This window comes from Leucobacter sp. WKLB1, assembly GCF_059696215.1.
This window is the reverse complement of record NZ_AP046115.1, coordinates 646,053-671,076: the sequence shown is the minus strand read 5'-3', so window position 1 is coordinate 671,076 and position 25,024 is coordinate 646,053. Positions and strand designations below refer to the sequence as shown.

Sequence of the window (25,024 nt, the reverse complement as noted above, 5' to 3'; positions counted from 1 at the left end):
GATCCCGGCCTCTCGCGTTCGTGCAGTGAACGGTCAGTCTTCGACCTTGAACACGAACTCGATTTCGACCGGCGCATCGAGCGGCAGCACCGCGACGCCGACCGCCGAACGCACGTGGATGCCGAGGTCGCCGAAGACGCGGCCCAGGAACACCGACGCGCCATTGGCCACTCCGGGCTGACCGGTGAACGAGGGGTCGGATGCGACGAACGCGGTGACCTTCACGACCTGGGTGATCTTGTCGAGCGACCCGATCACTCCGCGTGCCGCCGCAAGCGCGTTGAGCGCGCAGAGGCGAGCGAGCTCTTCGGCCTGCTCCGCAGAGACGAGGCCTTCGCCGTCGCCCACCTTGCCGGTTGCCGGCAGCGCCCCGTTCACGAACGGAAGCTGCCCCGCCGTGTACACGTAGTTGCCGTCGCGCAGCGCCGGCACGTACGCAGCCACTGCTGCGGCCACCTCCGGGATCTCGTAGCCGAGTTCGCTCAGACGATCTTCAATCACCGATGCCATGTCAGGCCTTCCTCTTCTTCATGTATGCCACGTTGCCACCGGCCGGGCCCTCGATGATCTGCACGAGCTCCCACCCTTGCGCACCCCAGTTGTTCAGGATCTGCGCCTCGTTGTGCAGCAGCAGGGGTGTAACGAAGTATTCCCACTGCGGCGCAGTTTCGGCGGATTCACTCACGTGCGGATCTCCTTCGGTAGTCGGTCGCCTGCACGAAAAATCGGGATCACCCGAACGCTTGCAGGCGGGCACGTTGCTGTTTTGTCAGCTACGTCGCTTACCCTAGATTCTATGACCCGTCAGACATCACCTTCTTCGCGCGTGCGCTCGCAGAAGCCCCGCACCGCAGGAGGCGCCCTCGGGGGCATCATCGGAGCAGTCGCTATGAGCGTCATCGCCGGTGTGCTCGTCACCGCTGCGGTGACCCCGGTCGTCGCGTTGAGCGGCACCGCCACGAAGTCAGCCGTCACCATCTTCGAGAATCTGCCCGATCACATTGACCCGGGCAAGCTCGCTGAACCGTCCACGCTCTACGCGACCGGCGCAGACACCACGGTGTACAAGATCGCGACGTTCTATGACCAGGATCGCGAGACGGTCAAGTGGGATCAGATCTCGCAGTTCGTGAAAGATGCCGCGGTCGCGGAAGAGGATCCGCGCTTCTACACCCACGGTGGTGTCGACGTGATCGCAACCGCACGCGCGGTGCTGCAAAATGCGGCCGGCCAGAATCTCTCAGGCGCGTCGACCATCACGATGCAGTACGTGCGCAACGTGCTGATTCAAGACGCCATCGCGATTCCCGATAAGGAAGAGCAGCAGAAGGCATACGAGAATGCCATGCGGCAAGACACCGACCGCAAGCTCAAGGAGATGAAGTACGCGATCTCGATTGAGAAGAAGTTCCCGAAAGACGACATTCTGCTCGGGTACCTCAATATCGCGCTCTATGGTCGGCAGATCTACGGCATCGAGTCGGCTGCACAGTACTACTACGGCAAGTCTGCCTCCGATGTGACGCTTGCCGAGGCCGCCAGCCTCGTCGCGATCGTGAACAACCCGTCGAAGCTGCAGATCGACGTTCCCGAGAACATTCCGGCGAACAAGGAGCGTCGAGACAAGATTCTCGGCAGCATGCTCAACCACGGCAAGATCACCCAGGCGCAGTACGACGAAGCCGTCGCCTCTGAGATCGTGACCAAGATCACGCCTCGCGTTGCCGGGTGCAACGTTGCCGAAGAGAACTTCGGTCTCGGCCACTTCTGCGACTACGTGCAGCGCTACATCAAGGCTGACCCGAGCTTCGGCGATACGCCTGAGGAGCGGGAGTTCAACTTCAGCCGCGGCGGCTACCAGATCTACACCACGATCGACCTCGACATGCAGGCGGCCGGTAATGAGGCCACGCGCAATACGGTACCGGCACTCATGGACGGCATTGATGTCGGTTCGGCGTCGAGCAGCGTCGAAGTGGGCACTGGCAAAGTCAGAAGCATGGTGCAGAACAAGCCGTTCAATAACTCGCAAGACGCGATCGATGCCGACCCCAGTCTCACAACGGTGAACTACAACACGGATTACGAGATGGGCGGATCGAGCGGATTCCAGGTTGGCTCGACGTTCAAACCGATCACGCTTGCCGAGTGGATTAAGGAAGGTCACTCCGTCAACGAAACGGTGAACGTCAACAGCCGCAAGGGCGTGCCGTTGCAGTCCTTCTCGGCGTCGTGTTTGACCGACGGCGTGTACGGGTACGGCACCTTTGACTTTTCGAACGATAACGAGGGAATCAAGGGCAACCAATCCGTGATGACAGTCATCGCGAACTCGATCAACGGTGGCATCGTGTCGATGCAGCAGAAGCTCGACCTGTGCGGCACCTTCGAGACAGCACAGGCGCTCGGTATTCACCGCGCCTCCGACCTGCCCCGCGATGAGAACGGCAATTTCAGCGTGCCGACGCTAACGGGGAACCCGCGCGACCTGTCGATGGTGCCGTCGAACACCTATGGCGGCGTGGACGAGATCGCGCCCATCACGATGGCCGCCGCCTACGGCGCCTTCGCGGGCGACGGAACGGTGTGCACCCCCGTGCCGATCGAACAAATTCTCGATGACGACGGCAATCAGGTCCCATTCACCAAGAGCAAGTGCTCGCAGGCCATCGATCCGAATGTCGCAGCGGGTGTCGCGTACGCCCTTCAGAACGCGGTGGAACGCGGCCTCGCCCGGCACGCAATCTCCGCGTATGGCACGCCGCACCTCGCGAAGACCGGCACGACGGACGATGTCGTTGACAACTGGACCGTCGGCGGCAGCTCGAAGGTCACCACTGCGACCTGGGTGGGCAACGCCGGCCCGGTGCAGCTCGCCGATGGTTCATACGGTCGCGTCTCCACGATGGGGTTCTACGGTCTTCAAGAAGCCGATCAGACGATTTGGCCCGCCATTATGAACGCGGCTGACGCGCGTTACGGCGGCGACCCGTTCCCCACTCCGGATGCCTCGGCGACCCGAGTCACGATGCAGACCGTACCGGACCTGAAGGGCAAGTCGTTCGACGAAGCCAGCTCCGCACTGACTCAGCTTGGCTTCAACGTGAGCGACGGCGGCGAGGTCGACTCCTCGGTGGCACAGGGGATGGTTGCGGGCACCGACCCCGCGGGTGGCTCATCCGTGCAGGCCGGTTCGAATGTGACGATCTTCCGCAGTAACGGCAAGGCGTCGAAGATTCCGGACGGCCTCGTCGGCTCCTCTGGAAATGACGCCGAGTCCGCACTGAAGAGTGCTGGATTCTCGAATATCGATTTCACCTGCGCCACGGGTGACAAGGTCGATAAGAAGAAGAAGGTGAGCGCCGTGAGCCCCGAAAGCGGTTCCGAGGCCAACACCGGCGGAACCGTCACTGTGGCACTCGAGTGCGCAACAGATAAGAAGAAGGACGACTGACCTTCATGTCGCGCCCCACCCGCACGGCGGCTGCTCTCGGAGCAGCCGCCGTCGGCGTACTCGCCTGGTCCACACTCATCGAGCGTCGGCTGTTCACCGTGCGACGCCACACGCTGCCGGTGCTCGCAGCCGGTCATGCGCCGCTACGCGTGCTGCAGTTATCTGATCTGCACCTCGCCCCCTGGCAGGCACGCAAGATCGACTGGGTGCGCTCACTCGCCGACCTGCGTCCTGATCTCGTCGTGCTCACCGGTGATCTCATGGGGCATCTCGACGCTCGACCTGGCCTGCTGCACGCACTGCGGCCGCTGACCGAGATCGCCCAGACGGTCTTCGTGCACGGGTCGAACGACTACTACGGCCCCAAGTTCAAGAACCCCGTGAAGTACCTCCTTGAACCGAGTCGCAAGAGCACGCGTGAACCCGACGTCGACAACGTCGCGCTCACCGAGGGACTCGAAGCGTTGGGAGCCATCAACCTCAACAATGCGGTCACCCGCATCGAGTTGCGCGGCACGACGGTCGAGTTGCTCGGCTTAAACGACCCGCACATTCGCTACGACGACATCAACCGTATGCGCGAGGCCGCAGTGGCCATGCGGGGTGCCGCACACGACCTCAGTGACGAAGAACGCGCTGCAGACGACGCACTTCGCCTCGGCGTCGTACATGCGCCCTATCAAGAGCCGCTCGGCGCGCTGCTGCGTGAAGGTGCCGATGTGCTGCTCGCCGGGCACACGCACGGTGGCCAGGTGCGCATTCCCGGCGTCGGAGCGCTCACCGCGAATTGCGATCTCCCGGTCGGTCAAGCCCGTGGCTTGAGCGTCTGGTACGACGCGCACCGTGCGGCGTTCTTGAACGTCAGTGCCGGTCTCGGCAATTCGATCTACGCACCGGTGCGGTTCGCATGCCGCCCTGAGGCTTCCCTGCTGACGCTCGAAGCGGCCTGAAATAGGCCGCAGGTGGCGTTACAGGCACCAGAGTCACGCAGAATGCCCCGGGTTCCATAAGGAGCCCGGGGCATTCTGCGAAGCGCGAAGACGTCTACGCGACGCGCTTCGCCGCGATGAGTTCAGCGATCTGCACCGCGTTGAGTGCAGCGCCCTTGCGCAGGTTGTCGTTCGAGATGAAGAGCGACAGGCCACGGCCGGCCGGAGCCGACTGGTCGGCGCGAATGCGGCCGACGAACGACGGATCTTTGCCGGCGGCTTCGAGCGGCGTCGGAACATCGCTCAGTTCAACACCCGGAGCATCCGCAAGCACCTCGCGTGCGCAGTCGGCGGAGATCTCACGAGCAAACTCAGCGTTGATCGAGAGCGAGTGCCCCGTGAACACGGGAACACGCACGCAGGTGCCGGCGACGAGCAACTCGGGCAGTTCCAGAATCTTGCGGCTCTCGTTGCGGAGCTTCTTCTCTTCGTCGGTCTCGCCCTCGCCATCGTCGACGATGGAGCCGGCCAGCGGCAGCACATCGAACGCGATCGTCTTGGTGTAGACCTCGGGTGCGGGGAACTCGACTGCAGAGCCGTCATGCACGAGTTGCTCGAGCTTGCCCGACTCAACCGCCGCAGCGGCCTGACCGGCGAGTTCGCGTGCGCCGACGAGGCCCGAGCCCGAAACCGCCTGGAAGGTGGTGACGATGAGGCGTTCGAGACCGGCTTCGGCGTCGAGCGCCTTCATCACGGGCATAGCCGCCATCGTGGTGCAGTTCGGGTTCGCGATGATGCCCTTGCGTGCCTCATCGATGGCGTGAGGGTTGACCTCGCTGACGACCAGCGGCACGTCGGGGTCGAGGCGCCACGCGCTGGAGTTGTCGATGACGATGGCACCGGCGGCGGCGAATTCAGGCGAGTACTGCTTCGAGGCGGCACCGCCTGCCGAGAAGAGCGCGATGTCGATGCCGCTCTTGTCAGCGGTCGCGACGTCTTCGACGACGACGTCTGCACCGCGGAACTGCAGGGTGGAACCCGCCGAGCGAGCGCTCGAGAAGAAGCGGATGCTGGAAATCGGGAAATCGCGCTCGTCGAGCAGTCGGCGCATCACCGCGCCGACCTGGCCGGTGGCGCCGACGACGGCGACCGAGAGTCCCTGCTGTGCTGCCATGTGTTTCGAAATCCTGTCTGTCAAACGGTGTCGGAAAAGTTGGGGTTAGCGGCCGGTGCCCGCGTACACCGTCGCTTCGGTGTCGGCGTCGAGGCCGAACGCCGTATGCAGCACCCGTACGGCCTTGTCGAGCAGGTCGGCGCGCGTCACGACGGAGATACGAATCTCTGAGGTCGAGATCATCTCGATGTTGATGTCTGCTTCGTAGAGGGCGCGGAAGAGCTGGGCGGAGACGCCGGTGCTCGTGCGCATACCTGCGCCGACGACCGCGAGCTTCGCGATCTGATCGTCGTACTGCAGGTTCTCGAACCCGAGCGCCTCGCGCTCCGCCTCGAGTGCCTCGATGACCCGGCGGCCCTCACCGAGGGGCACCGTGAACGAAATGTCGGTGCGGTTGGTCTGCGCCGCCGAGACGTTTTGCACGATCATGTCGATGTTGGCGTTGGCCTTGGCAACGATCTCGAAGATCTGCGCGGCCTTGCCGGGAATGTCTGGGACTCCCCCGACGGTGACCTTTGCTTCGCTCTTCTCTGCAGCGATACCAGTGATGATCGGCTCTTCCACCTGATCTCCCTTCGGATGCCCCTGCTCGGGGTTGTAGACGATGGTGCCCGGTGCGTCGGAGAACGACGAGCGGACGTGCAGCACGACGCCGTGCCGGCGGGCGTACTCGACGGCGCGCAGGTGCAGCACCTTGGCGCCGGAGGCCGCGAGCTCGAGCATCTCTTCTGCGGTGATCGCGTCAATCTTGCGCGCGAGCGGCACGACGCGGGGGTCCATGGTGAAGATGCCGTCGACGTCGGTGTAAATTTCGCAGACGTCGGCGCCGAGGGCGGCGGCGAGGGCGACTGCGGTCGTGTCGGATCCGCCGCGCCCCAGTGTGGTGATGTCGCGGGAGTCACGGCTGAAGCCCTGGAAGCCGGCCACGATGGCGACCGCACCCTGATCGAGCGCCTCACGCACACGGCCCGGGGTCACATCGACAATCTTTGCCGAACCGTGCTCGGCGGTGGTGATCATGCCCGCCTGGCTGCCGGTGAATGACAGCGCTTCGATACCCATGCCCTTGATGGTCATGGCGAGCAGCGCCATCGAGATGCGCTCGCCTGCGGTGAGGAGCATGTCGAGCTCGCGCGGCGCCGGAATCGGCGTGCACTCGGCCGCGAGATCGAGCAGTTCATCGGTGGTGTCGCCCATCGCGCTCACGGCGACGACGACCTCGTTGCCCGCGCGACGTGCTTCGACGATGCGCTTCGCAACACGCTTGATGCTCTCGGCATCAGCAACTGACGAGCCCCCGAACTTCTGCACAATCAATGCCACGCGGGTTCCTCCTGAATATCCGAGCCGAATGCTCAGTCTACCGGAACCGCCCGGCGTGTTGCGCGTATGGCCTCTCCGCTACTCGACGGTGCGGCGGCCCTCGAATGCGCGGCCGAGCGTGACCTCATCGGCGAATTCGAGGTCGCCGCCGACCGGAAGCCCCGATGCGAGGCGCGAGACCGGAACCTCGATGCTCTTGAGCAGCCGTGAGAGGTATGCGGCCGTCGCCTCCCCCTCCAGATTCGGGTCGGTCGCGATGATGACCTCGTGCACGTCGCCCTCGCCTAGGCGTCGCATGAGCGACGGGATACTGAGATCGTCGGGGCCGATGCCATCGATCGGGCTGATGGCTCCACCGAGCACGTGATAGAGGCCACGGTACTGACGGGTGCGTTCAATCGCGACCACGTCTTTCGGTTCTTCGACTACACAGATGAGCGATGCGTCGCGACGCGGGTCGCGGCAGATCGAGCACTGCTCTTGCTCAGTGATGTTGCCGCAGACGTCGCAGAAGCGCACCTTCTCGCGAATATCGGAGAGCAGTTCGGCGAGCCGCGTGACATCGAAATTCTGCGTCTGCAGAATGTGGAAGGCGATGCGCTGGGCCGACTTCGGGCCGATGCCGGGGAGACGCCCGAACTCGTCGATCAGGTCTTGAACGATGCCGTCGTACACGGTGCTGCCTCCTCATGATGCGGCAACGCGAGCGCCGCTCTGCACACACCCTAGTCGTGATCAGGGCGGGTGGATGGGTATGGGGGTGGGTTGTCGGCTACCGCGGGGGTAGCGGGCGCTCCTCGACGAATCGTGCACCGAGCACCTCGCGCACCACCGCTTCGCCGTAGCGGGTGAAGGCAGGCTTCGCGGTCTTCGGCGCATCTGGCGAACTCGCGGGTGCTGGGCTGGGTGCGGCAATCGCGGCGGTCTCAGTCGTCACCGCAGCGGCGCCGGTCGGCGCCGCTGGGACCGAAACGTGTGATGCGGCCGAGGGTGCCGGTGAAGTGCGGGTATCGGCTGGTCGCGAAACCGCGGACCGCGGCGCGGCATAGGGGTCGCCTTCGTCATCGTCTGGAGCTTCACCCGCATCATCGGCGTACGGATCGCCGAAGTCTGCCGGGTCGGCGTACGATGTCGCCGAACCTTCGGGAGCGCGAGTGGTCGCGGCAGACGGTGCGGGATCGCCGCTCGCCGGGGGCTCGGCGATTGACTCCGAATTCGCCTCCGTGGTGGCAGCTGCGCTTTCGGCCATCACCTCTGCCGCTGATGGAATTGGACCCGCGCTGACCGCTGCAGCCTGCGCGGGGGTGCCAGGCTGCGGGTCGGCCCAGGCCGGTGCGGCGAGCGCCGGCCCGAGCCCGCTCAATCGCGCCGCGGCGCGGGCCATCGGGTCGTCGACGTCGGGTTCGGAGGGTGCAGCGGGCGGGTTCGGGAGGTCGGTTGACCCAGCCCGATGAGGCTCCTCTGCGTCGGCGGCGGAGCCGGGTTCTCGAGCCCCGCCCTGCGCGCCCGGAGCGGCCCCGGCGGGCATACGCTTCGGCTGGTACTTCACGCTGATGCCGACCGACGAGAGGATCGCTTCGCGGAGCGGACCCGCACCTGACGTCTTGAACGCCGCCAGATCGGATTCCGAAGCAAGCCCGACGGTCAGCACGTCATCAACGAGGTCGAGCGGTGCGATGACTCGCACCGCGTTCCAGGCATCGCGATCGCGCTCGAGAATCTCTTCGAGCAGGTCGGGCCACAGCTCGAGCAGATCGTCGTACCCACCGGACTCGGCAACCGGCGACGCAGATTCGGCGTCACGGGTGTCTGCCGCTTCGGACTCGGCAGAAACCGACTCGGCGGACGCGGCGGCTGGAGCAGGAACAGACTCCGCGGGGTGCTGCGCGACCGAGGCGTCTGAGGCATCGTTCGCAGACGCCTGCGCAGGTGCCGCGGGTTGCGCGACAGGCTGGGTCGGCGCAGACGATGCGGCGGGCGATGCCGTCGGTTCCGAACCGATGCTTGCAATCTGAGCAGCGCTCAGCACCGCAGAGATCGGCCGACCGAATGTCGCTGCGGCCTCGTTCGGGTGCGGTGCATCAGTGTCAGAAGTGCCGGGCGCAGATGCCGGCGCACCAGATGTCGTTGCGGTCGCAGCAGGAGTCGGCGCCGCGGGTGCCTGTTCCTGTGCCGGCGCAGCAGCGGGTGCCGGCGCAGCAATCGGCTCAGCAGCTGGCGTTGCCGCTGGAGTGTCGTCGGACTCGTTCAAGAACTCGCGAATCGATGCCGCCGTCTGTGCTGCATTGGGGGCCGGCGCAGCATTCGGGGCGGGTGCCGCAGCGGGCACCGGTGCGGCCTGGGCAGCTTGCGGCGTGTGAGCGGGCGCCTCCGGTGCAGTTGCCGCGCTGCGCGCCGCGGCGAGCGCCGCCAGCGGGTCGGGCTTCGGCTCGGGAGGCGTCTGCGGCGCGACCGATCGTGGTGCCGATGCGCCCGGGCGTTGAGCGTTACCCTGTGCCGCAGGCTGCTGGCCGAACTGCTGCTGCGTCTGCGGGGCGCCTGACGGCTGTGCACCGGCGACGGGCACAGCATGGTGGGGCTGGGCAGCGCCCTGCACGAGTGCGCGCGCGATCATGAGTTCGAGTTGCAGCCGTGGCGCAGTTGCTCCGGCCATCTTGTCGAGTGCGGCGCTCACCACGTCGGCGATGCGCGAGACCTCGCCGGGGCCGAACGACTGGGCCTGCTCGAACATGCGGGTGAGCTGATCTTGGGGCACTCCGCGGAACACTGCCGCGGCGCCGTCGACCGTGGTTGCGTTGACCACGATGAGGTCGCGGAGTCGCTCGAGCAGGTCTTCGACGAAGCGGCGCGGATCTTGGCCCGTCTGCACCACTCGGTCGGTGGCGCGGAACGCGGCCGCGGGGTCATGCGCGCCGAAGGCGGCCACCACGTCGTCGAGCAGCTCGGCGTGGGTGAAGCCGAGCAGCCCTGCGGCGCGCTCTGCCGTCACGAGATCGCCTTCGGAGCCGGCGATGAGCTGGTCGAGGATCGACAGGGTGTCACGGGCAGACCCCCCACCGGCACGCACCACGAGCGGCAATACGCCCGGCTCGACCTGCACGCCCTCGCTGTCGCAGAGCGATTGCACGTAGTCGATGAGCGTGCCCGGCGCGATGAGGCGGAACGGGTAGTGGTGGGTGCGCGAGCGAATCGTGCCGATCACCTTGTCGGGCTCTGTCGTGGCGAACACGAACTTCACGTGCGGCGGCGGCTCTTCGACGATCTTGAGCAGCGCGTTGAAGCCGCCGGGCGTCACCATGTGCGCCTCGTCGATGATGAAGATCTTGAAACGGTCGCGAGCGGGGGCGAACACTGCGCGCTCGCGCAGATCGCGAGCGTCATCGACGCCGCCGTGACTCGCGGCGTCGATCTCGACGACGTCCAGTGATCCGCCGCCGTCTCGACTCAGCTCGATGCAGCTCGGGCACACGCCGCACGGAGTGTCGGTCGGACCCTCAGCGCAGTTCAGGCAGCGCGCCAGAATACGGGCCGAGGTCGTCTTGCCGCAGCCGCGCGGGCCGCTGAACAAATAGGCGTGACCGATGCGACCGGTGCGCAGTGCCGTCATCAGGGGTTCGGTCACCTGCGACTGCCCGATCATCTCGGAAAAAGCGTCTGGCCGATAACGGCGATAAAGAGCGGCAACCACGGGTCCATGCTACCCGCGCACCACCGACATTTCGCCGATTCCCTTCGCCGCCGCGCAGCTAGACTGACCTCATGGAAATGGCGGCCGGCGGAGATGACCAGCTGCTTGACGACGCGGATCGCGACATCATCGATCAGCTGCGCGTCGACGGCCGCATGTCGTTTTCCGAGATCGGCAGACGACTCGGCTACTCCGAGCCGACGATCCGCCAACGCTACAACCGGCTGGTCTCACTGGGCATCATTTACGTGGCCGGGATGTACGACGAGACGAAGATCGGCGGCATCGCGGCTCATGTCGGGCTGCGCGTCGCCGAGGTGCCCGTGGCGCGGGTCGCCGAGCAGCTCGCCGATCACCCGCAGATCAAGTACGTCGCGTGCGCACTCGGGTATTACGACATCATCCTCGACATCGTCGCGGAAGACGCGCAGGCACTCGGGCGCATCGTGCTCCAAGACCTGCGTCGCATTCGCGGAATCTCAGAGGTCGAGACCCTCACCGTGCTCGAGGTGCGGAAAGACACCTATCTGTGGCAAGGCTTTCGCGAGCCGTCGCCGCGCAGCGTCGCCCGCGGCACAAGCGCCTGAGCACCAGCTCCCCAACTACCCGTTGGGATCGCTGATGCTCTGGCCGGCGGTGCCCCTCAGCCCTTCCCAGGTGTAATCCTTCGCCAGTGAGGTGACGATGATCGGCTGAATGGAGGCCACGCCGGGGTGCCGTCGAATCTCATCCATGAGGTCGATGAGTCGCGGTTGATCACGGCACGTCGCCTCGAGATAGATGTCGTGCGATCCCGCGACGAGGGCGATGTGATTGATCTGACTGATGCCCGACAGGCTGTCAGCGACCGAACGCGGGGTCAGGTTGCGGACGCGCAGCAGCAGACGCACGACCTGATGCCCGAGCAGCAGCGCATTGCAGAGCGCCACGATCGTGATGACGTCATCATCCTCGAGCTTCGCCAATCGAGTGCGCACGGTCGACTGCGCCATGCCCAGTTCTTCGGCGAGCGATGCGAACGAGCGCCGGCCGTCGCGCGCCAGCAGCTCGATCAGCCGCCGATCCAGATCATCCACCACGCGATCGCCCCTTCCCCGGTACTCTTCCGAGGGTAGCGCGCCCGAGGCGGGGCGGCGCGAGGCTCGGGCGATCAGGCCGCTTCGAGAGCCCGCACGGCGCGCACCAGCTCCGCATTGTCGACGGGCGCCGATCCGTCGGGCAGCGTCACACCGTCTTCGAACCCGATGCGGGTCTCGCAGCCGTCGGCAATCGCCGCTTCCACGACTGGCCAGACCGTGTCGTCATAGCCGTGATAGAGAATCGGCGCCGTGACGCCGGCCTCGCGCAGCACCTCAGAGATCTCGCGGCACTGGGCAACTGCGAGCTCCGGATCTGCGGTCTCGGGTTCGATCAGCACGCGAACGTTGCGGTGCAGGGTCGACGAGGCGAGCAGCGCGGGCACGTCATCCATCGACCACACTGCTGACTCGAGAATCATGCCGCGCTCGAGCACGAGCTCGGCGGCCTCGGCCGCGCCCTCTTCGCAGAAGGCCACGGAAGCGAAATCGGGCAGCGCGTCGGCCGGCCAGGCCGCAACGTGCGCCATGCGCTCGGCGTGGGACTCGACGGTCCAGAGCCCGGTCGTCGTGCCGATGACGAGCTCGGGGCGTGCGGCGCGCACCGCGCGCACCCACTCGCCGATGGCATCGGGGTGGATGGTCTGCCCGCCCTCGGCCGTGATGACGTGCGCATGCACCACGTCGGCACCGGCGTCGACCGCGGCAATCGATGCCGCGACGATCTCAGCGGTGGTCTGGGGCACCGCGGGGTGCTCGGTGCGGGGTCGCCCGCCGTTGATCGCTGCTTTCAGGAGCATGGAAGAAGTGCCTTTCGTTGAGATTTTGGGCGCACTCGACCACGCCGACGGGGATCGCCGGCGAGGTCGAGCGCGAGATACGAGCCCGCGGGCTACTGCGGGGTGTCGCTCGCGAGCAGCGCGGCGGCCGTCGCGCTCGCACCGGTCAGGTCGCCGAGGCGCTTGCCTCCACGCAAATCGTCGACCAAATCGGGCTCTTCCGCGTCGTCGTCGAGCGCGATGTCCACGATACGTTCAAGGGTCTCGAGCGGCACCACGAGCACGCCGTTCGCGTCGGCGAGCACGACATCGCCGGGATGCACCACGGCGCCTCCGCACGTGACCGGCAGGTTGAGACCGCCCGCGTCGATCCCGTGCAGCTTGGTGGTGAGCATGCTGGTGCCCCGCGCGTGCACCGCGAGTCCCAGTTCAGCGATCTCGTCCGTATCGGTGACGACGCCATCGACAACGGCGCCCGCCGCGCCGCGCACTACGAGCTGCGCGGCGACGACCTCGCCGAGCGGTGCGTGGCGCGCATCGCCGCCGGTGTCGATCACGAGCACGTGCCCGGGCTCGACCAGACCTGCTGCGTGGTGCAGCGCCGTCGAGTCGGTTGCGGTGGTGCGCACCGTGAACGCGGTGCCGACGGTGCGGGCACCGGAATCGACGACGCGGCGCACCGCGGGCTCGACAAAGCCCTCCTCGAGGTAATGGCCGAGCGTGGGGAAGCTCAGGCGTTCGAGCTTCTCGCGCAGTTCTGCGCTCAGTACGGGGGGCACCTGGCCGGTCTGGAAGAACATGGATTCTCTCTCTAACTGATGGCGTATTCGAGGACGATGCGACGGTTGTCGAGGGCGGGGAGCATCTGACGGGCGCGCGCGAGGCGCACCGCGTCGATGTCGGCGAAGAGCAGCGACTCGTCATGAGCATTGGATTCGGCGACGACGACACCGAGAGGATCGATCACCCGGCTGAGTCCCACGGAATCGTCGCCGACCGTACCGGCCGCGAGGAACCAGCTCACGTTTTCGATTGCGCGCGCCTGGGTGAGTACCGACCAGTGCTGCTCCTTGCCCTTGCCCGAGACCCAGGCCGCGGAGAGCGAGATGATGTCGACACCGCGATCGGCGAAACTGCGGAAGAGTTCAGGAAAACGCACGTCGTAACAGTTCGCGATGCCCACGCGCAGCCCGTCGACCTCGATGATCGGCGGCAGCAGCGACCCCCGGGTCACGTACGCGCTCTCCTGGTAGGCGAAGGCGTCGTACGTGTGCACCTTGTGGTAGCGAGCGAGCTCGGATCCGTCAGGGCCCACCGCGAGGATCGTGTTGTAGGGCAGCGCCGATCCGTTCGGCTCATAGCCCCCCGCGATCACCGTGACGCCGTGCTCACGGGCGAGGTCGGCCAACAGGGCCTCGAACCTCGGCCAGATCTCGCTGAGAATTTCGGGGAAACGGGGCTTGATCACGTCATCTGCGAGCAGCATCGCCTCTTCGGGGAAGACGATGAGTCGGGCTCCGGCTGCGGCTGCCTGCGCAGTGTAGTTCGAGATGGTGGCAAAGTTGACGGCGGGGTCGATGCCCGGCGACGTCTGCGCGACGGCGACTTTCATGTGCGGCTCCTTGTCGAGCGAGGATCAGTGATCAGCGGATGACGATCCGGGCATCCTGCGGACGCCAGGAGATGCGGAGGGTCTCGCCGGTGGTGAGGCCGGGGAGGTCGCGCTCGCGGGCGAGGCTCGGAATCGACACCTTGACGACGTGGTCTCCCACGCGCAGGTGCGCCTGCCATTCCTCGCCGAGGAACGTGAGGGTCTCGAGCACTCCGCTGAGTCCGTCGCCATCGCGGCGCACCTCGACGCGCTCGGGGCGCAGGAGGAGGGTGCCCGCACGCTCGCTCGGCACCTCCTCCGCCAGCACCCCCGACACGGCGCCGACACCGGGCACCTCCACCGAGGTCACGGCCCCCGCGGCCCCCGCGGGAACCGTCACATCGAGGAGGTTGCAGCTGCCGATGAACCCCGCGACGAAGCGGGTCTCGGGCTCGTTGTAGATCGCTTCGGGCGGCGCCACCTGCTGCACCACGCCCTCCGACATCACGGCGATGCGATCCGACATCGTCAGCGCCTCCTCCTGATCATGCGTCACGTAGATGAACGTGATGCCGATCTCGCGCTGCATCCGCTTGAGTTCGAACTGCATCTCCTTGCGCAGCTGCTGATCCAACGCACCCAGCGGTTCGTCGAGCAGCACGACCTTCGGCCCGGAAACGACGGCGCGAGCGAGGGCGACGCGCTGGCGCTGGCCGCCCGAGAGCTGGTCGGGTTTGCGGTCGCCGAGATGCGCGAGCTTCACGAGCTCGAGCGCCTCCTGCGCGCGGCGGTTCGCTTCCGCCTTGGGCGTGCGACGCACGCGCAACTCGAACACGACGTTGTCGAACACCGAGAGGTGCGGAAACAGCGCGTAGCTCTGAAAGAGCATGTTCAGGTCGCGATTGCGCGTCGGCACGCCCGTGACGTCGGCACCGTCGAGCAGCACCCGCCCGTCGGTCGGCGTCTCGAAGCCCGTGATCATGCGCATGAGCGTTGTCTTGCCGCATCCCGAGGGGCCGAGGATCGAGAAGAACTCGTTGTCCCCGATCGACAGGTCGAGCGGGTGCACCGCGAGGTTGCCGTTGAAGCTCTTGGTAAGCCCCCGTATCTCGACGGCGGGATGTACTGCGGTCTGGTCGTTCATGCTCGTGATCTCGCTTGTCGTTCGTGTCGGGCCGGGGTCAGGAAGCCTTTACCCGCGTCCAGCCGTCCTGGTAGAACGACATGGCGGATCCGGGATCGACGATGAAGTCTGCGTTCGCGACCTGCTCGTCAGAGGCGTATACGGCTGCATTGGTCAGCAGTCCCTGATCGTCGACGTGCTCCTGCGCATCGGCGTTGGCGCTCGCGAGACCGCCGTCGTTCGTCGCCATGGCCGCGATGTCGGGGCGAAGCAGGAAGTTGATGAAGGCGTACGCGGCGTCGCTGTGCGGAGCACCCTTGGCGATCGCCAGGCCGTCGACCCAGAGGCTGCCACCCTCCTCGGGAAGCACGTAGTGCACATCGTCGTTCTCGGCGACGATCTTCGCGGTACTCGTACCGCCCCATGCCTCGGAGATGCACACGTCACCATTCGCGACGAGCTCGCCGTAGTTCGTCGAGTTGTAGCCCGCGAGCAGCGGCTTCTGCGCGATGAGCGAATCAGTCGCCTTGCCGATCTCGGCTTCGTCGGTGCTGTCGGCGTCGAAACCATTCACCTGCAAGCCGGCGATGTATGAGGCGAGCATATTGTCGAGCATGTTGACCTTGCCCGACCACTTCTTGTCGAACAGCGACTTCCAACTGGTGATCTCTTCGCCGCCGGTGCAGGTCTCGTTGTAGAGCAGGCCGGTCGTGCCCCAGACCCACGGCACCGAGTACTGGTTGTCGGGGTCGTAGCTCGGGTTCACGAACTTGTCGGCGATGCCGTCGAATCCCTCGATCTGGTCGTGGTCGAGGGGCTCCAACAGCTCCTGGCCGACGAGCTGCTGCACGGCGTACTGGCTCGGCTCGACGATGTCGTAGCCCGAGTTGCCGGCGGCCAGCTTCGAGATCATCGTCTCGTTGCTGTCGAAGTTGTCGACGTTGACCTTGATGCCGGTCTCTTCGGTGAAAGCATCGAACACCGACTGAGGAATCTCATCGGCCCACGCGTAGACGTTGAGCTCGGTGGAGGGACCGTCATTGCCGGAGGCGCTGCAGGAGGTGAGTGCGAGTGCGGCAACAATGCCGACCGCGGCGAGGGTGATCTTCTTCGTCATGGAAGGATCCTTTCGATGTGGGGAACTGCGAATGAGGGGTGGGATCGCATCGGCGTTCAGCCGCGCGATTCCACGAGGATGCGTCGCATCTGGGTGACGCCGACGGCGAGCACGATGACGAGCGTGAGCAGGATCAGCAGTGCGCCGAGGGCGTTGATGCTGGGGGTCAATCCGGTCTTCAAACTGGAATAGATCTTCAGCGGGAGCGTGGTCGAACCCACACCGCTGAGGAACGTCGACATCACGATGTTGCTGAAGGAGGTCGTGAAGCTCAGCAGCCAGGCCGCGACGACTGCGGGTCGGAGCAGCGGGAGATACACGCGGGTGAAGGTCTGCCAGGGGTTGCACCCGAGATCCGTGGCGGCCTCGGGCAGGCTCGGGTCGAGCATCGCCGCCGAACTCATGATGACGAGCGTGGCCAGCGGCAGCGACACGATGAGGTGCCCCAGCACAAGGGTGACGATGCCGAGCGGCAGATGCGTCGCACTGAACACGCTGAGCAGAGCGACGCCGAGCACGATCTCGGGCACGATGAGGGGAAGCGCGATCATGCCGATCAGCGCCGTCTTTCCGCGGCCCCGGTAGCGCGATATTCCGAGCGAGAACAGGATGCCGATGATCGCAGCGACCGTCGCCGTGATGACCGCGACGATGGCGCTCGTTCTGAGCGTCTGCATCAGCGCTGCGTCTTGGAACAGATCGACGTACCACTGGAGGGTGAGCCCCTCGAACCGGGTGTTGGTGCCCGCAGCGTTGAACGAGTAGACGATCACCGCGATGATCGGGATGTAGAGGAAGACGAACACCGCTCGGGCGATGTTGTTCACGAGCCGATCCATGAGATCACGCCCCCTTCGGCTTGCTCGGGCGTCGGCGCATCGCGAGTCCGACGAGTGCCATGGAAATCAGCATCAGAACGAGCAGCACCATCGAGACGGCCGCCCCCATCGGCTGATTGCGGAACTCGGTGTACAGCGTCACGATCAAGTTGCCGACGAGCGGATCCTTGCCGCCGCCGATCAGCACCGGGATCACGAACACGCCCATCGTGGGAATGAAGGTGAGCAGTGCGGCGCCCAGAATTCCCGGGCTGCTGAGGGGCAGGATCACCCGACGGTGCACACCCCACCAGCTGCAGCCGAGGTCGGTCGCGGCCTCCTTGAGCGAGCCGTCGATCGAGCGCATGGAGGCGTAGATCGGGAAGATCGCGGTGGGCAGGAACGAGTAGAGGAGCCCGAGCACCACCGCCACGTTGCTCGGGATCATCGAGAACCCGGCGATCCCGAATATGCCGAGAATGCCGGCGATCGGGCCGCCCGAGCTCAGGATCGTGATCCAGGCGAACGTGCGCACGAGGAAGTCCGTCCAGAACGGAATGATGATGAGCAGCAGCAGCAGGCCCTGGCGCCCCTCGGGACGCGACACGATGTAGTACGACGTGAGATACCCGATGATGAGGCAGACGACCGTGTTCAGGAGCCCCAGCCCGATCGAGTACAGCATCGTCTTCGAATAGACGGGGTCGAACAGCTTGATGTAGTTGTCAAGCGTGAACCCGCCGACGATGCCGCCGTAGTTGTCAGCGAGTGCGAAGCTGTTTCGCGCCACGATGAAGAGCGGCAGAATGCCGAGCAGCACCACGGTCGCAATTCCGGGTACGAGCAGCAGTAGCGCGCCCCGCTTGGGCCGCTCCTTGCGGCCGGTGTGGATCACCCGTGTCGTCGATGTCACGTCGCTCCTTCGCAATCGCCTGTGGCTGGTGTCTGCATTCATCTTCGCCCTCCCCGAAGTTCGTGATCGGCGCTCGCACCGCCGAATCCGTCGCGCTCCGCACCAATACCCACGCACATCGCAGAAGCTTTCCGGTGTGCGGGCGAATGCCCCCGGAATCTCCACGGTGCAATCGGCATGTGCGGTCGAAGCGCGACCGAGCCACCCTACCGACGAGAGGTTTCGCGGACGTGTCGTGTGCGCAGCGCCCTGCGCAGGGCTCTGCGCAGGGCTCTGCGCAGAGTCAGCCGCGCAGGCTCAGCCGCCCAGAATCAGCCGTGCAACCCGAGCTCGGGCGCGGGCAGCCCGTACTCGTGCCGCAGCGCCGACTGCGCCGCGTACCAGCCCGACAGCCCGTGGACTCCGGGGCCGGGAGGGGCCGACGACGACGCGAGGTAGATTCCGCGCGATGGCGTGCGCCACGGATCGGTCGAGAGCGTCGGCCGCGCCACGAGCTGCGGCAGCGTGATGGCACCCGCACTGAAGTCGCCGCCGTGGTAGTTGCGGTTGTAGCGCGACAGCTCATCGGCGGTGGTGACGCGCACGGCGCGGATGCGATCCCGGAACCCGGGGGCGAAGCGTTCGATCTGCGCGATCACCTGCCGCGAGACATCGACCGTCGAGCCGCTCGGCACGTGCGTGTAGCTCCAGATCGCGTGCACACCGGGTGCGTTGCGGCTCGGGTCGAAATCGGCGGTCTGCGCAAGCAGCACGTAGGGGCGCTCGGGGTGCTCGCCGCGCGAGACCTCGCGCTCCGACGCCGCAACCTCGGGTCGACTCCCGCCGACGTGCACGGTCGGCGCCTGGGCCACTCGCGGGTCGCGCCACGGGATCGGCCCGTCGAGCACGAAATCCACCTTGGTGGCGGCATCGCCGTACGCGAACCGGCGCAGCGCGCGACGATAGCGCGCGGGCAGCACAGGGCCGGCGATGCGCTCGAGCCCGCGGGCCGAGGTGTCGAAGAGCTTCACCCGATGCTCGGCGAGTTCGCGCACGTCGTCGATCGGATGCGACGTCTCGATACGCCCGCCGTGCGCGAGCAGGTCGGCCGCGAGTGCATCGGTGATGGCGCGGGATCCCCCCACCGGCACCGGCCATCCGGCCGCGTGGGCGAGCGCGCCGAGCACCACGCCGACGCCTGCCGTCGCCAGGTTCGGCAGCGACCCGATGCTGTGAGCCGCGACGCCCCCGAGCAGTGCCGGGGCGGCGGCCTCGCGGAATCTCAGATTCCAGAGCGGCGTGCCCTGCTCGAGCACGCGCAGACCGGTGACGAGCGCCGCGAGCGGATCACCCGGCCACCGCAGCATCCCTCCCCCGAGCGAAAAATCGACGACCCCGTCAAGACGCTGCAGCAGCGGTCGGAAGTACCGTCCGTACGCCGCACCGTCGCGACCGAGCTCGGCGACGGTGCGCTCGAGGTCTCGGTAGGCGATGGCTGCGCGATCCGGAGCCGCGCCCCGCCCCGGTGACGCGACTGCACCGTCGAGCGGGTTCGCATACGACGCCTCGGGAATGACGAACTCCATACGACGCTCGATCTCGAACGCACGGAAGAACCCGGTCGCGAGCGCCATGGGGTGAATCGCGGAGCACACATCGTGCAGCACGCCCGGCTCGACGAGTTCGGTCGTGCGCGTGCCGCCGCCGATCGTCTCGGCAGCCTCGTACACCGTGACCGGCACACCGGCGCGCGCCAACGTCACCGCTGCGGCAAGCCCGTTGGGCCCCGCTCCGATGACCGCTGCACCGTCGGAAGACTGCATACTGCGATGGTAGCGGCGAAGCCCGCTCCCCCGCTCGGGCATGAAAATACTCCCCACGCACCCGCTAGAGCCCGAGTACCCTTGCTTCGTTTCCGACCTGGGGGAGTTCCTCGAGATAGCGCCACGTGGGGAGCCAGACCAGCCTACCGGACGTTTGCTCCCGCTGCGACCACGACGGCGTCACCGCACCAGCCATCGAGCCGCACCTGCCCCTCGGTGCGTCCCAGCTCCCAGCGCGCCTCGGGGTGCGCGCAGTACCAGCGCAGCGCGGAGTACAGCGCCGACGTCGGCACCGTGTACCGTTCGGCGGGAATGATCTGCATACGATTCGGTGCCCCGCTCTGCGGGGCGAGCTGGATAAGGATCACCGCGACGTGCTCGCGCCGGCCCAAGCGAGAGACCTGCGCGCGCACGCTCACCACGTCATTCCAGGCGAACTCCGCGTCTCGCCCCGGCACCCGCACGCTGAGCGTCTCCGGGCCGAACACCACACCACTCGGCCGCGCCCCGAACCTGCCGTTGCGCACGCTGCGCCAGACCAGGAGCCATGCGACCCCGGCCGTCACCAGGCCGAGCGCTCCCATCGCGATCATGCCGAGGAAGAGGCCGCCATCGCTCGCCGTTGCACTCACAATAGGCACCGCGCCGAACGCCTGCAAGCCTGCGAACACCGACATGCTGAGGAAGCCGAGCGCGGCGATGACCGCTGCCGAGACGAACTGCCAGCGGTATGCCCGAGTCGGCGCCACGTGCACCCACGAATCGATCGGCGCGCGCTCGGCGCGGGTCATCACCACGTGATTCAGCAGGCGGAAGCGCGCACGCGGCGGTGTCTGCGGCGCCAAGCCGAAGCAGGTGAGCGCCAGCACCCCACCGAACAGCAGGGTGAGCACCGCCTGCAGCGTCTCACCCACCCGCGCATTCGATATGCCCACGGACAGCGCCGAGAGGGCGATGAGCGCACCCGACGCGATCGCGCCGGCCCGGCTCATGCCCCCGCGGACGCCACCCGGAAACGGGTAGGACTCGAACCCCGCGCTGCTCACGCGGTCGGCGGTGCTTCCGGCCGCGCATCAGGCCCGGCCACGGCGTCGCCCGCGTCCGCACCGGGCAGCGTCACCGCGCCGGTTTCGGCAGGAGCTCCCCCGGCGAAGATCTCTTCGGCGTGTGCCTCCGCGTCCTCGCCAGCGAACTGCGCCTGGTAGAGCGTGTAATAGGCACCCCGACGAGCCAGCAACTCTTCGTGCGAGCCCTGCTCGACGATGCGGCCGCTCTCCATCATCAAGATGGTGTCGGCGTCGCGAATCGTCGAGAGCCGGTGTGCGATCACGAACGACGTGCGGTCAGAGCGCAGCGCACGCATGGCCTGCTGCACGAGCACCTCGGTGCGGGTATCCACCGAGGAGGTCGCCTCGTCGAGGATCAGCAGTGACGGGTTTGCGATGAACGCGCGGGCGATCGTCAGCAGCTGCCGCTCGCCGGCGGAGAGCGATGAGCCGTTCTCGCTGATGACCGTGTCATAGCCCTCGGGCAACTGGCGCACGAAGCGATCGACCATCGTCGCCTCGGCAGCCGCGATGACTTCGTCATCGGTCGCGTCGAGGCGACCGTAGCGGATGTTCTCGCGGATCGATCCGTCGAACAGCCAGGCGTCTTGCAGCACCATGCCGACCTGGCTGCGGAGTTCAGCGCGCGTCAGGAGGGTGATGTCGACGTCGTCGAGCAGAATGCGCCCACCGCTCAGCTCGTAGAAACGCATGACGAGGTTCACGAGCGTCGTCTTGCCGGCGCCCGTCGGCCCGACGATCGCGACCGTGTGCCCGGGGCGAGCTTCGAGCGAGAGGCCCGCGATGAGCGGCTGATCCGGATCGTAACTGAACGACACGTTGTCGAACTCGACGTGTCCGTTGGTGCGCGCAGGCAGCTGCTCCGTGGCCGAATCCGCCTGCTGCTCTTCGGCGTCGAGCAGCTCGAACGTACGCTCGGCAGACGCGACACCCGACTGCAGCATGTTGGCCATGCCCGCCATCTGCCCGATCGGCTGCGAGAACTCGCGCGAGTACTGGATGAACGCGGTGACATCGCCGAGCGTCATCTGGCCCGCGGTAACGCGCAGCGCGCCCGCGACGGCGATCAGCACGTAGCTGAGGTACTGCACGAACTGCATCGCCGGCATGATGGTGCCCGAGAGCGCCTGCGCGCGGTACGAGGCGTCGAAGAGTCCCTCATTGCGGCGGTCGAACTCCTCGACCATTTCGGCGTCGCGGTTGAAGATGCGCACCAGCTCATGGCCGGTGAACGACTCCTCGATGTGCCCGTTGAGGTCGCCCGTGTTCTTCCACTGCGCGACGAACAGCTTCTGCGCTCGCGAACCCACCACGCCCGCGATGATGCCCGAGAGCGGCAGCGCGATCAGCGCGATCAGGGCGAGCTGCCACGACACGATGAACATCATCGCCGCGATGCCGATCACGGTGAGCAGCGACTGCACGAGCTGCGACAGCGCCTGCTGCAGAGCTTGCTGAATGTTGTCGACGTCGTTCGTGACGCGCGACAGCACGTCTCCACGCTGACGGCCATCGAAGTAGCTCAGCGGCAGACGGTTGATCTTCGCCTCGATATCGGCGCGCAGATCGAAGACCACGTCCATGACGAGCCGGTTCAGAATGAATCCCTGCAGCCACATGAGCACGGATGCCACGAGGTAGAGGGAGAGCACGATGAGGATCAGCCAACCGAGCAGACCGAAGTCAATCCCTTCGCCCGGAACGATCTTCGAGCCCGAGAGCACGTCGGCGAACTGGTCATTGCCCGAGTCGCGGGCCGCCTGCACGGCCTGCTCGAGCGTCACGCCCTGGGGCAGTTGCTTGCCGAGGATGCCGTTAAAGATGACATCCATCGCCTGGCCGAGGATCTTCGGTGCGATGACCGTGAGCACCACGGACGCCACCACGAGCACGACGACGAACGAGAACTGCCACTTGTGCGGAGCCAGCAGGCCGACGAGTCGCTTCGCCGAGGGCCAGAAGTGCTTGGCCTTCTTCGTCGCCTGACCGCCGAACCAATCGTCGCCGTCTGGCTGGTAGTCATCGGGCAGCTCGAACTCCGCCGTGTCGGTCGAAACCGCGGCCCCGCGCTTCTCGCGCTGTTTCTCGCGTGCCATTACGCCGCCTCCGCCTCTTCGAGCTGCGACCGCACGATTTCGCGGTACACCTCGCTCGTTTCCAGCAATGTGTCATGGGTGCCGCGGTCGACGATCTCACCGTCTTCCACGACCAGAATCTGATCGGCCTCCGTAATCGTCGAGACGCGCTGCGCGACGATGATGGTGGTCGCACCCGCCGTCGCGCTCGGCAGCGCCGCACGCAATCGAGCGTCGGTTGCTACGTCGAGCGCCGAGAACGAGTCGTCGAACAGGTAGACGCGCGGCTTCGCCACGAGCGCTCGCGCGATCGAGAGGCGCTGGCGCTGGCCGCCCGACACGCTCGTGCCACCTTGGGAAACGGGCTCGTCGAGCCCCTTCTCCTTCTCGCGCACGAAGTCCTCGCCCTGGGCGACGCGCAGCGCCTCCCACAGCTCCGCCTCGGTGGCGTCAGATCGGCCGAACCTCAGATTCGAACCGATCGTGCCCGAGAACAGGTACGGGCGCTGCGGCACCAGGCTCAGCGTCTCCGAGAGCTGCTCGCGCGTGAGCTGCGACACCTCTGCGCCGTCAACCGTGATGGAGCCCGACTGCGGGTCGTACAGACGCAGCATGAGGTTGAGCAGCACGGTCTTGCCGGCGCCGGTCGATCCGATAATTGCGGTCGTTTTTCCGGGCTCGGCGACGAAGCTCGCATCGCGAATGACGGGCTTCTCGGCCCCGGGGAACCCGAAGGTGACACCCGAGAACTCGACCCGGCCGGCGTGCGGGGTCGGCGCCGAGGCCTGCTCCGGGAATGCCAGCGTCGACTCCGTATCGAGCAACTCGCGAATGCGCTCCGCGCACACCACGGCACGCGGAATCATCATGGTCATGAAGACGCCCATCATCACGGCCATCAGAATCTGCAGCAGGTACTGCAAGAATGCGGTGAGCGATCCGACCTCGACGAGCCCCTCATCGACGCGGTGCCCGCCGAACCACAGCACGGCGGCGGTCGCGAAGTGCAGCACCATCATGATGACGGGGAACATGAGCACGAAGACCTGGCCGACCTTGACCGAGACCTCGGTGATGTTGCGGTTGGCGACCTCGTAGCGATCGCTCTCGAAGTCTTCGCGTACGAATGCGCGCACGACGCGGATGCCCATGATCTGCTCGCGCAGCACACTGTTGATCGCATCCACGCGGGTCTGCATCGTGCGGAAGAGCGGGAGCAGGAACCACACGAGGAAGCTCACGATGACGGCGAGCACCGCGACCGACGCCCACACGAGCCACGACATACCGGCGTCTTCGCGCAGCGCCATGATGATGCCGCCGATCGCCATGATGGGCGCGGTAACCATGAAGTTCAGGGTCATCAGCACGAGCATCTGGATCTGCTGCACATCGTTCGTGCCGCGCGTGATCAGTGTGCCCGCGCCGAACTTCGTCGATTCGAGCGTGCTCAGCGAGTCGACCTTGCGGTACACCTCGCGACGCAGGTCGCGGCCGATGCCCATCGACGTGCGCGCCCCGAAATATACGGCGGCGATCGCCGTGATGACCTGGCCGAGCGACACGATCAGCATCATGCCGCCCGTGCTCCAGATGAATGCGGTATCACCCTGGGCGATACCTTGATCGATGATCTGCGCGTTCAGGCTCGGAAGCGCGAGCGCGGCGATGGTCGACAGCAACTGCAACACCAGCACCGCGGCGACAAACGGCCAATACCGTTTCGCGTGTCGGAGTGTCAGAGCGATGAGGGCCACGAGGATCCTTTCTCCACTGTGCACCGAATTTCCGGGCACGCGGAGCGTGCTCGACGGAACGGCGCAGCCGAAACACAGTACCAAGCGCGCTGCAAAAGCGCTAGTATACCGACCCTAACTTCGGTCTGCTGACCCCCGGTTTGAGGTCTCTCCTCGGCCGCGCGCTCCCCCTCGACCCCCGTGGCCTTCCCGAGCGCACCCCTGCGCTTCGAGCGCACCTGCGAATCTCACGCGATCTCGAACCAAAACGGTGCTCTCGGGGAAGCGGGGGCTGAGCTGGGGGCGTCGGGGCTGGCTGAATGGGAGGGTGAAAGCAGTCGCAGCGCGAGCGCACCAAA

General features: G+C 66.2%; 21 protein-coding genes and 1 other RNA gene. 3 read left to right on the top strand and 19 right to left on the bottom strand.

Features of this window, described 5'->3' with window-relative positions; genetic code table 11:
- Positions 1-33: 33 nt before the first annotated feature.
- Both ACZF5Y_RS03215 and sp36 read right to left on the bottom strand, forming a co-directional pair.
- Positions 34-510 carry a RidA family protein gene (locus tag ACZF5Y_RS03215; protein ID WP_497534382.1) on the bottom strand — a complete coding sequence of 159 codons (477 nt, stop codon included), beginning with the start codon at positions 508-510 and terminating at the stop codon, positions 34-36.
- A gap of 1 nt (position 511) precedes the next feature.
- Positions 512-685 (bottom strand): Sp36 family protein, encoded by a 174-nt coding sequence (gene sp36, locus ACZF5Y_RS03210; RefSeq protein WP_075205282.1) that lies wholly within the window; start codon positions 683-685, stop codon positions 512-514.
- A 111-nt stretch (positions 686-796) separates the two neighbouring features.
- Between sp36 and ACZF5Y_RS03205 the strand changes: the two genes are divergently transcribed.
- Both ACZF5Y_RS03205 and ACZF5Y_RS03200 read left to right on the top strand, forming a co-directional pair.
- Positions 797-3,454 carry a transglycosylase domain-containing protein gene (locus ACZF5Y_RS03205; RefSeq protein WP_497534381.1) on the top strand — a complete coding sequence of 886 codons (2,658 nt, stop codon included), beginning with the start codon at positions 797-799 and terminating at the stop codon, positions 3,452-3,454.
- A gap of 5 nt (positions 3,455-3,459) precedes the next feature.
- Positions 3,460-4,404 carry a metallophosphoesterase gene (locus ACZF5Y_RS03200; RefSeq protein ID WP_497534380.1) on the top strand — a complete coding sequence of 315 codons (945 nt, stop codon included), beginning with the start codon at positions 3,460-3,462 and terminating at the stop codon, positions 4,402-4,404.
- A 94-nt stretch (positions 4,405-4,498) separates the two neighbouring features.
- Here ACZF5Y_RS03200 and ACZF5Y_RS03195 read toward each other — a convergent pair whose 3' ends face one another.
- The 4 genes from ACZF5Y_RS03195 to ACZF5Y_RS03180 form a co-directional block, all read right to left on the bottom strand.
- A complete protein-coding gene (locus tag ACZF5Y_RS03195) occupies positions 4,499-5,557 on the bottom strand; it encodes an aspartate-semialdehyde dehydrogenase (RefSeq protein ID WP_497534379.1) in 1,059 nt (352 codons plus the stop codon).
- Positions 5,558-5,602: 45 nt separating this feature from the next.
- Positions 5,603-6,880, bottom strand: coding sequence for an aspartate kinase (locus tag ACZF5Y_RS03190; protein WP_053352478.1), 1,278 nt, complete (start codon positions 6,878-6,880; stop codon positions 5,603-5,605).
- Positions 6,881-6,958: 78 nt separating this feature from the next.
- Positions 6,959-7,555, bottom strand: a complete 597-nt coding sequence (recR, locus tag ACZF5Y_RS03185) for a recombination mediator RecR (RefSeq protein ID WP_053352479.1) — start codon at positions 7,553-7,555, stop codon at positions 6,959-6,961.
- A 97-nt stretch (positions 7,556-7,652) separates the two neighbouring features.
- Positions 7,653-10,568 (bottom strand): DNA polymerase III subunit gamma and tau, encoded by a 2,916-nt coding sequence (locus ACZF5Y_RS03180; RefSeq protein WP_497534378.1) that lies wholly within the window; start codon positions 10,566-10,568, stop codon positions 7,653-7,655.
- A 71-nt stretch (positions 10,569-10,639) separates the two neighbouring features.
- On the opposite strand from ACZF5Y_RS03180, the gene ACZF5Y_RS03175 reads away from it, so the two are divergent.
- Positions 10,640-11,155: an Lrp/AsnC family transcriptional regulator gene (locus tag ACZF5Y_RS03175; RefSeq protein ID WP_497534377.1), complete on the top strand. Its 516-nt coding sequence runs from the start codon at positions 10,640-10,642 to the stop codon at positions 11,153-11,155.
- A gap of 15 nt (positions 11,156-11,170) precedes the next feature.
- Here ACZF5Y_RS03175 and ACZF5Y_RS03170 read toward each other — a convergent pair whose 3' ends face one another.
- The 13 genes from ACZF5Y_RS03170 to ACZF5Y_RS03110 form a co-directional block, all read right to left on the bottom strand.
- On the bottom strand, positions 11,171-11,647 hold the full coding sequence (locus ACZF5Y_RS03170; RefSeq protein ID WP_497534376.1) for an Lrp/AsnC family transcriptional regulator: 477 nt from the start codon (positions 11,645-11,647) through the stop codon (positions 11,171-11,173).
- Positions 11,648-11,718: 71 nt separating this feature from the next.
- On the bottom strand, positions 11,719-12,444 hold the full coding sequence (locus ACZF5Y_RS03165; protein ID WP_497534375.1) for a 3-keto-5-aminohexanoate cleavage protein: 726 nt from the start codon (positions 12,442-12,444) through the stop codon (positions 11,719-11,721).
- Positions 12,445-12,536: 92 nt separating this feature from the next.
- Positions 12,537-13,223 carry an RraA family protein gene (locus ACZF5Y_RS03160; protein WP_497534374.1) on the bottom strand — a complete coding sequence of 229 codons (687 nt, stop codon included), beginning with the start codon at positions 13,221-13,223 and terminating at the stop codon, positions 12,537-12,539.
- 11 nt (positions 13,224-13,234) lie between these two features.
- The gene (locus ACZF5Y_RS03155; protein WP_497534373.1) at positions 13,235-14,035 is read right to left on the bottom strand and encodes a nitrilase-related carbon-nitrogen hydrolase; all 801 of its coding nucleotides are present in this window, start codon (positions 14,033-14,035) and stop codon (positions 13,235-13,237) included.
- A gap of 31 nt (positions 14,036-14,066) precedes the next feature.
- Positions 14,067-15,158: an ABC transporter ATP-binding protein gene (locus ACZF5Y_RS03150; RefSeq protein ID WP_497534372.1), complete on the bottom strand. Its 1,092-nt coding sequence runs from the start codon at positions 15,156-15,158 to the stop codon at positions 14,067-14,069.
- 37 nt (positions 15,159-15,195) lie between these two features.
- Positions 15,196-16,254 carry an ABC transporter substrate-binding protein gene (locus tag ACZF5Y_RS03145; RefSeq protein WP_497534371.1) on the bottom strand — a complete coding sequence of 353 codons (1,059 nt, stop codon included), beginning with the start codon at positions 16,252-16,254 and terminating at the stop codon, positions 15,196-15,198.
- 56 nt (positions 16,255-16,310) lie between these two features.
- Positions 16,311-17,093, bottom strand: a complete 783-nt coding sequence (locus ACZF5Y_RS03140; RefSeq protein WP_497534370.1) for an ABC transporter permease — start codon at positions 17,091-17,093, stop codon at positions 16,311-16,313.
- 4 nt (positions 17,094-17,097) lie between these two features.
- Positions 17,098-17,985, bottom strand: coding sequence for an ABC transporter permease (locus tag ACZF5Y_RS03135; protein ID WP_497534369.1), 888 nt, complete (start codon positions 17,983-17,985; stop codon positions 17,098-17,100).
- 311 nt (positions 17,986-18,296) lie between these two features.
- On the bottom strand, positions 18,297-19,787 hold the full coding sequence (locus ACZF5Y_RS03130) for a phytoene desaturase family protein (RefSeq protein WP_497534368.1): 1,491 nt from the start codon (positions 19,785-19,787) through the stop codon (positions 18,297-18,299).
- A gap of 41 nt (positions 19,788-19,828) precedes the next feature.
- Positions 19,829-19,925: signal recognition particle sRNA small type (gene ffs / locus ACZF5Y_RS03125), an RNA gene on the bottom strand.
- Positions 19,926-19,930: 5 nt separating this feature from the next.
- Positions 19,931-20,779 carry an HYLS1 family centriolar and ciliogenesis-associated protein gene (locus ACZF5Y_RS03120; protein ID WP_497534367.1) on the bottom strand — a complete coding sequence of 283 codons (849 nt, stop codon included), beginning with the start codon at positions 20,777-20,779 and terminating at the stop codon, positions 19,931-19,933.
- A gap of 50 nt (positions 20,780-20,829) precedes the next feature.
- A complete protein-coding gene (locus tag ACZF5Y_RS03115; RefSeq protein WP_497534366.1) occupies positions 20,830-22,950 on the bottom strand; it encodes an ABC transporter ATP-binding protein in 2,121 nt (706 codons plus the stop codon).
- Positions 22,950-24,686: an ABC transporter ATP-binding protein gene (locus ACZF5Y_RS03110; protein WP_497534365.1), complete on the bottom strand. Its 1,737-nt coding sequence runs from the start codon at positions 24,684-24,686 to the stop codon at positions 22,950-22,952. Before ACZF5Y_RS03110 ends, ACZF5Y_RS03115 begins: the two co-directional genes overlap by 1 nt.
- Positions 24,687-25,024 lie beyond the last annotated feature (338 nt).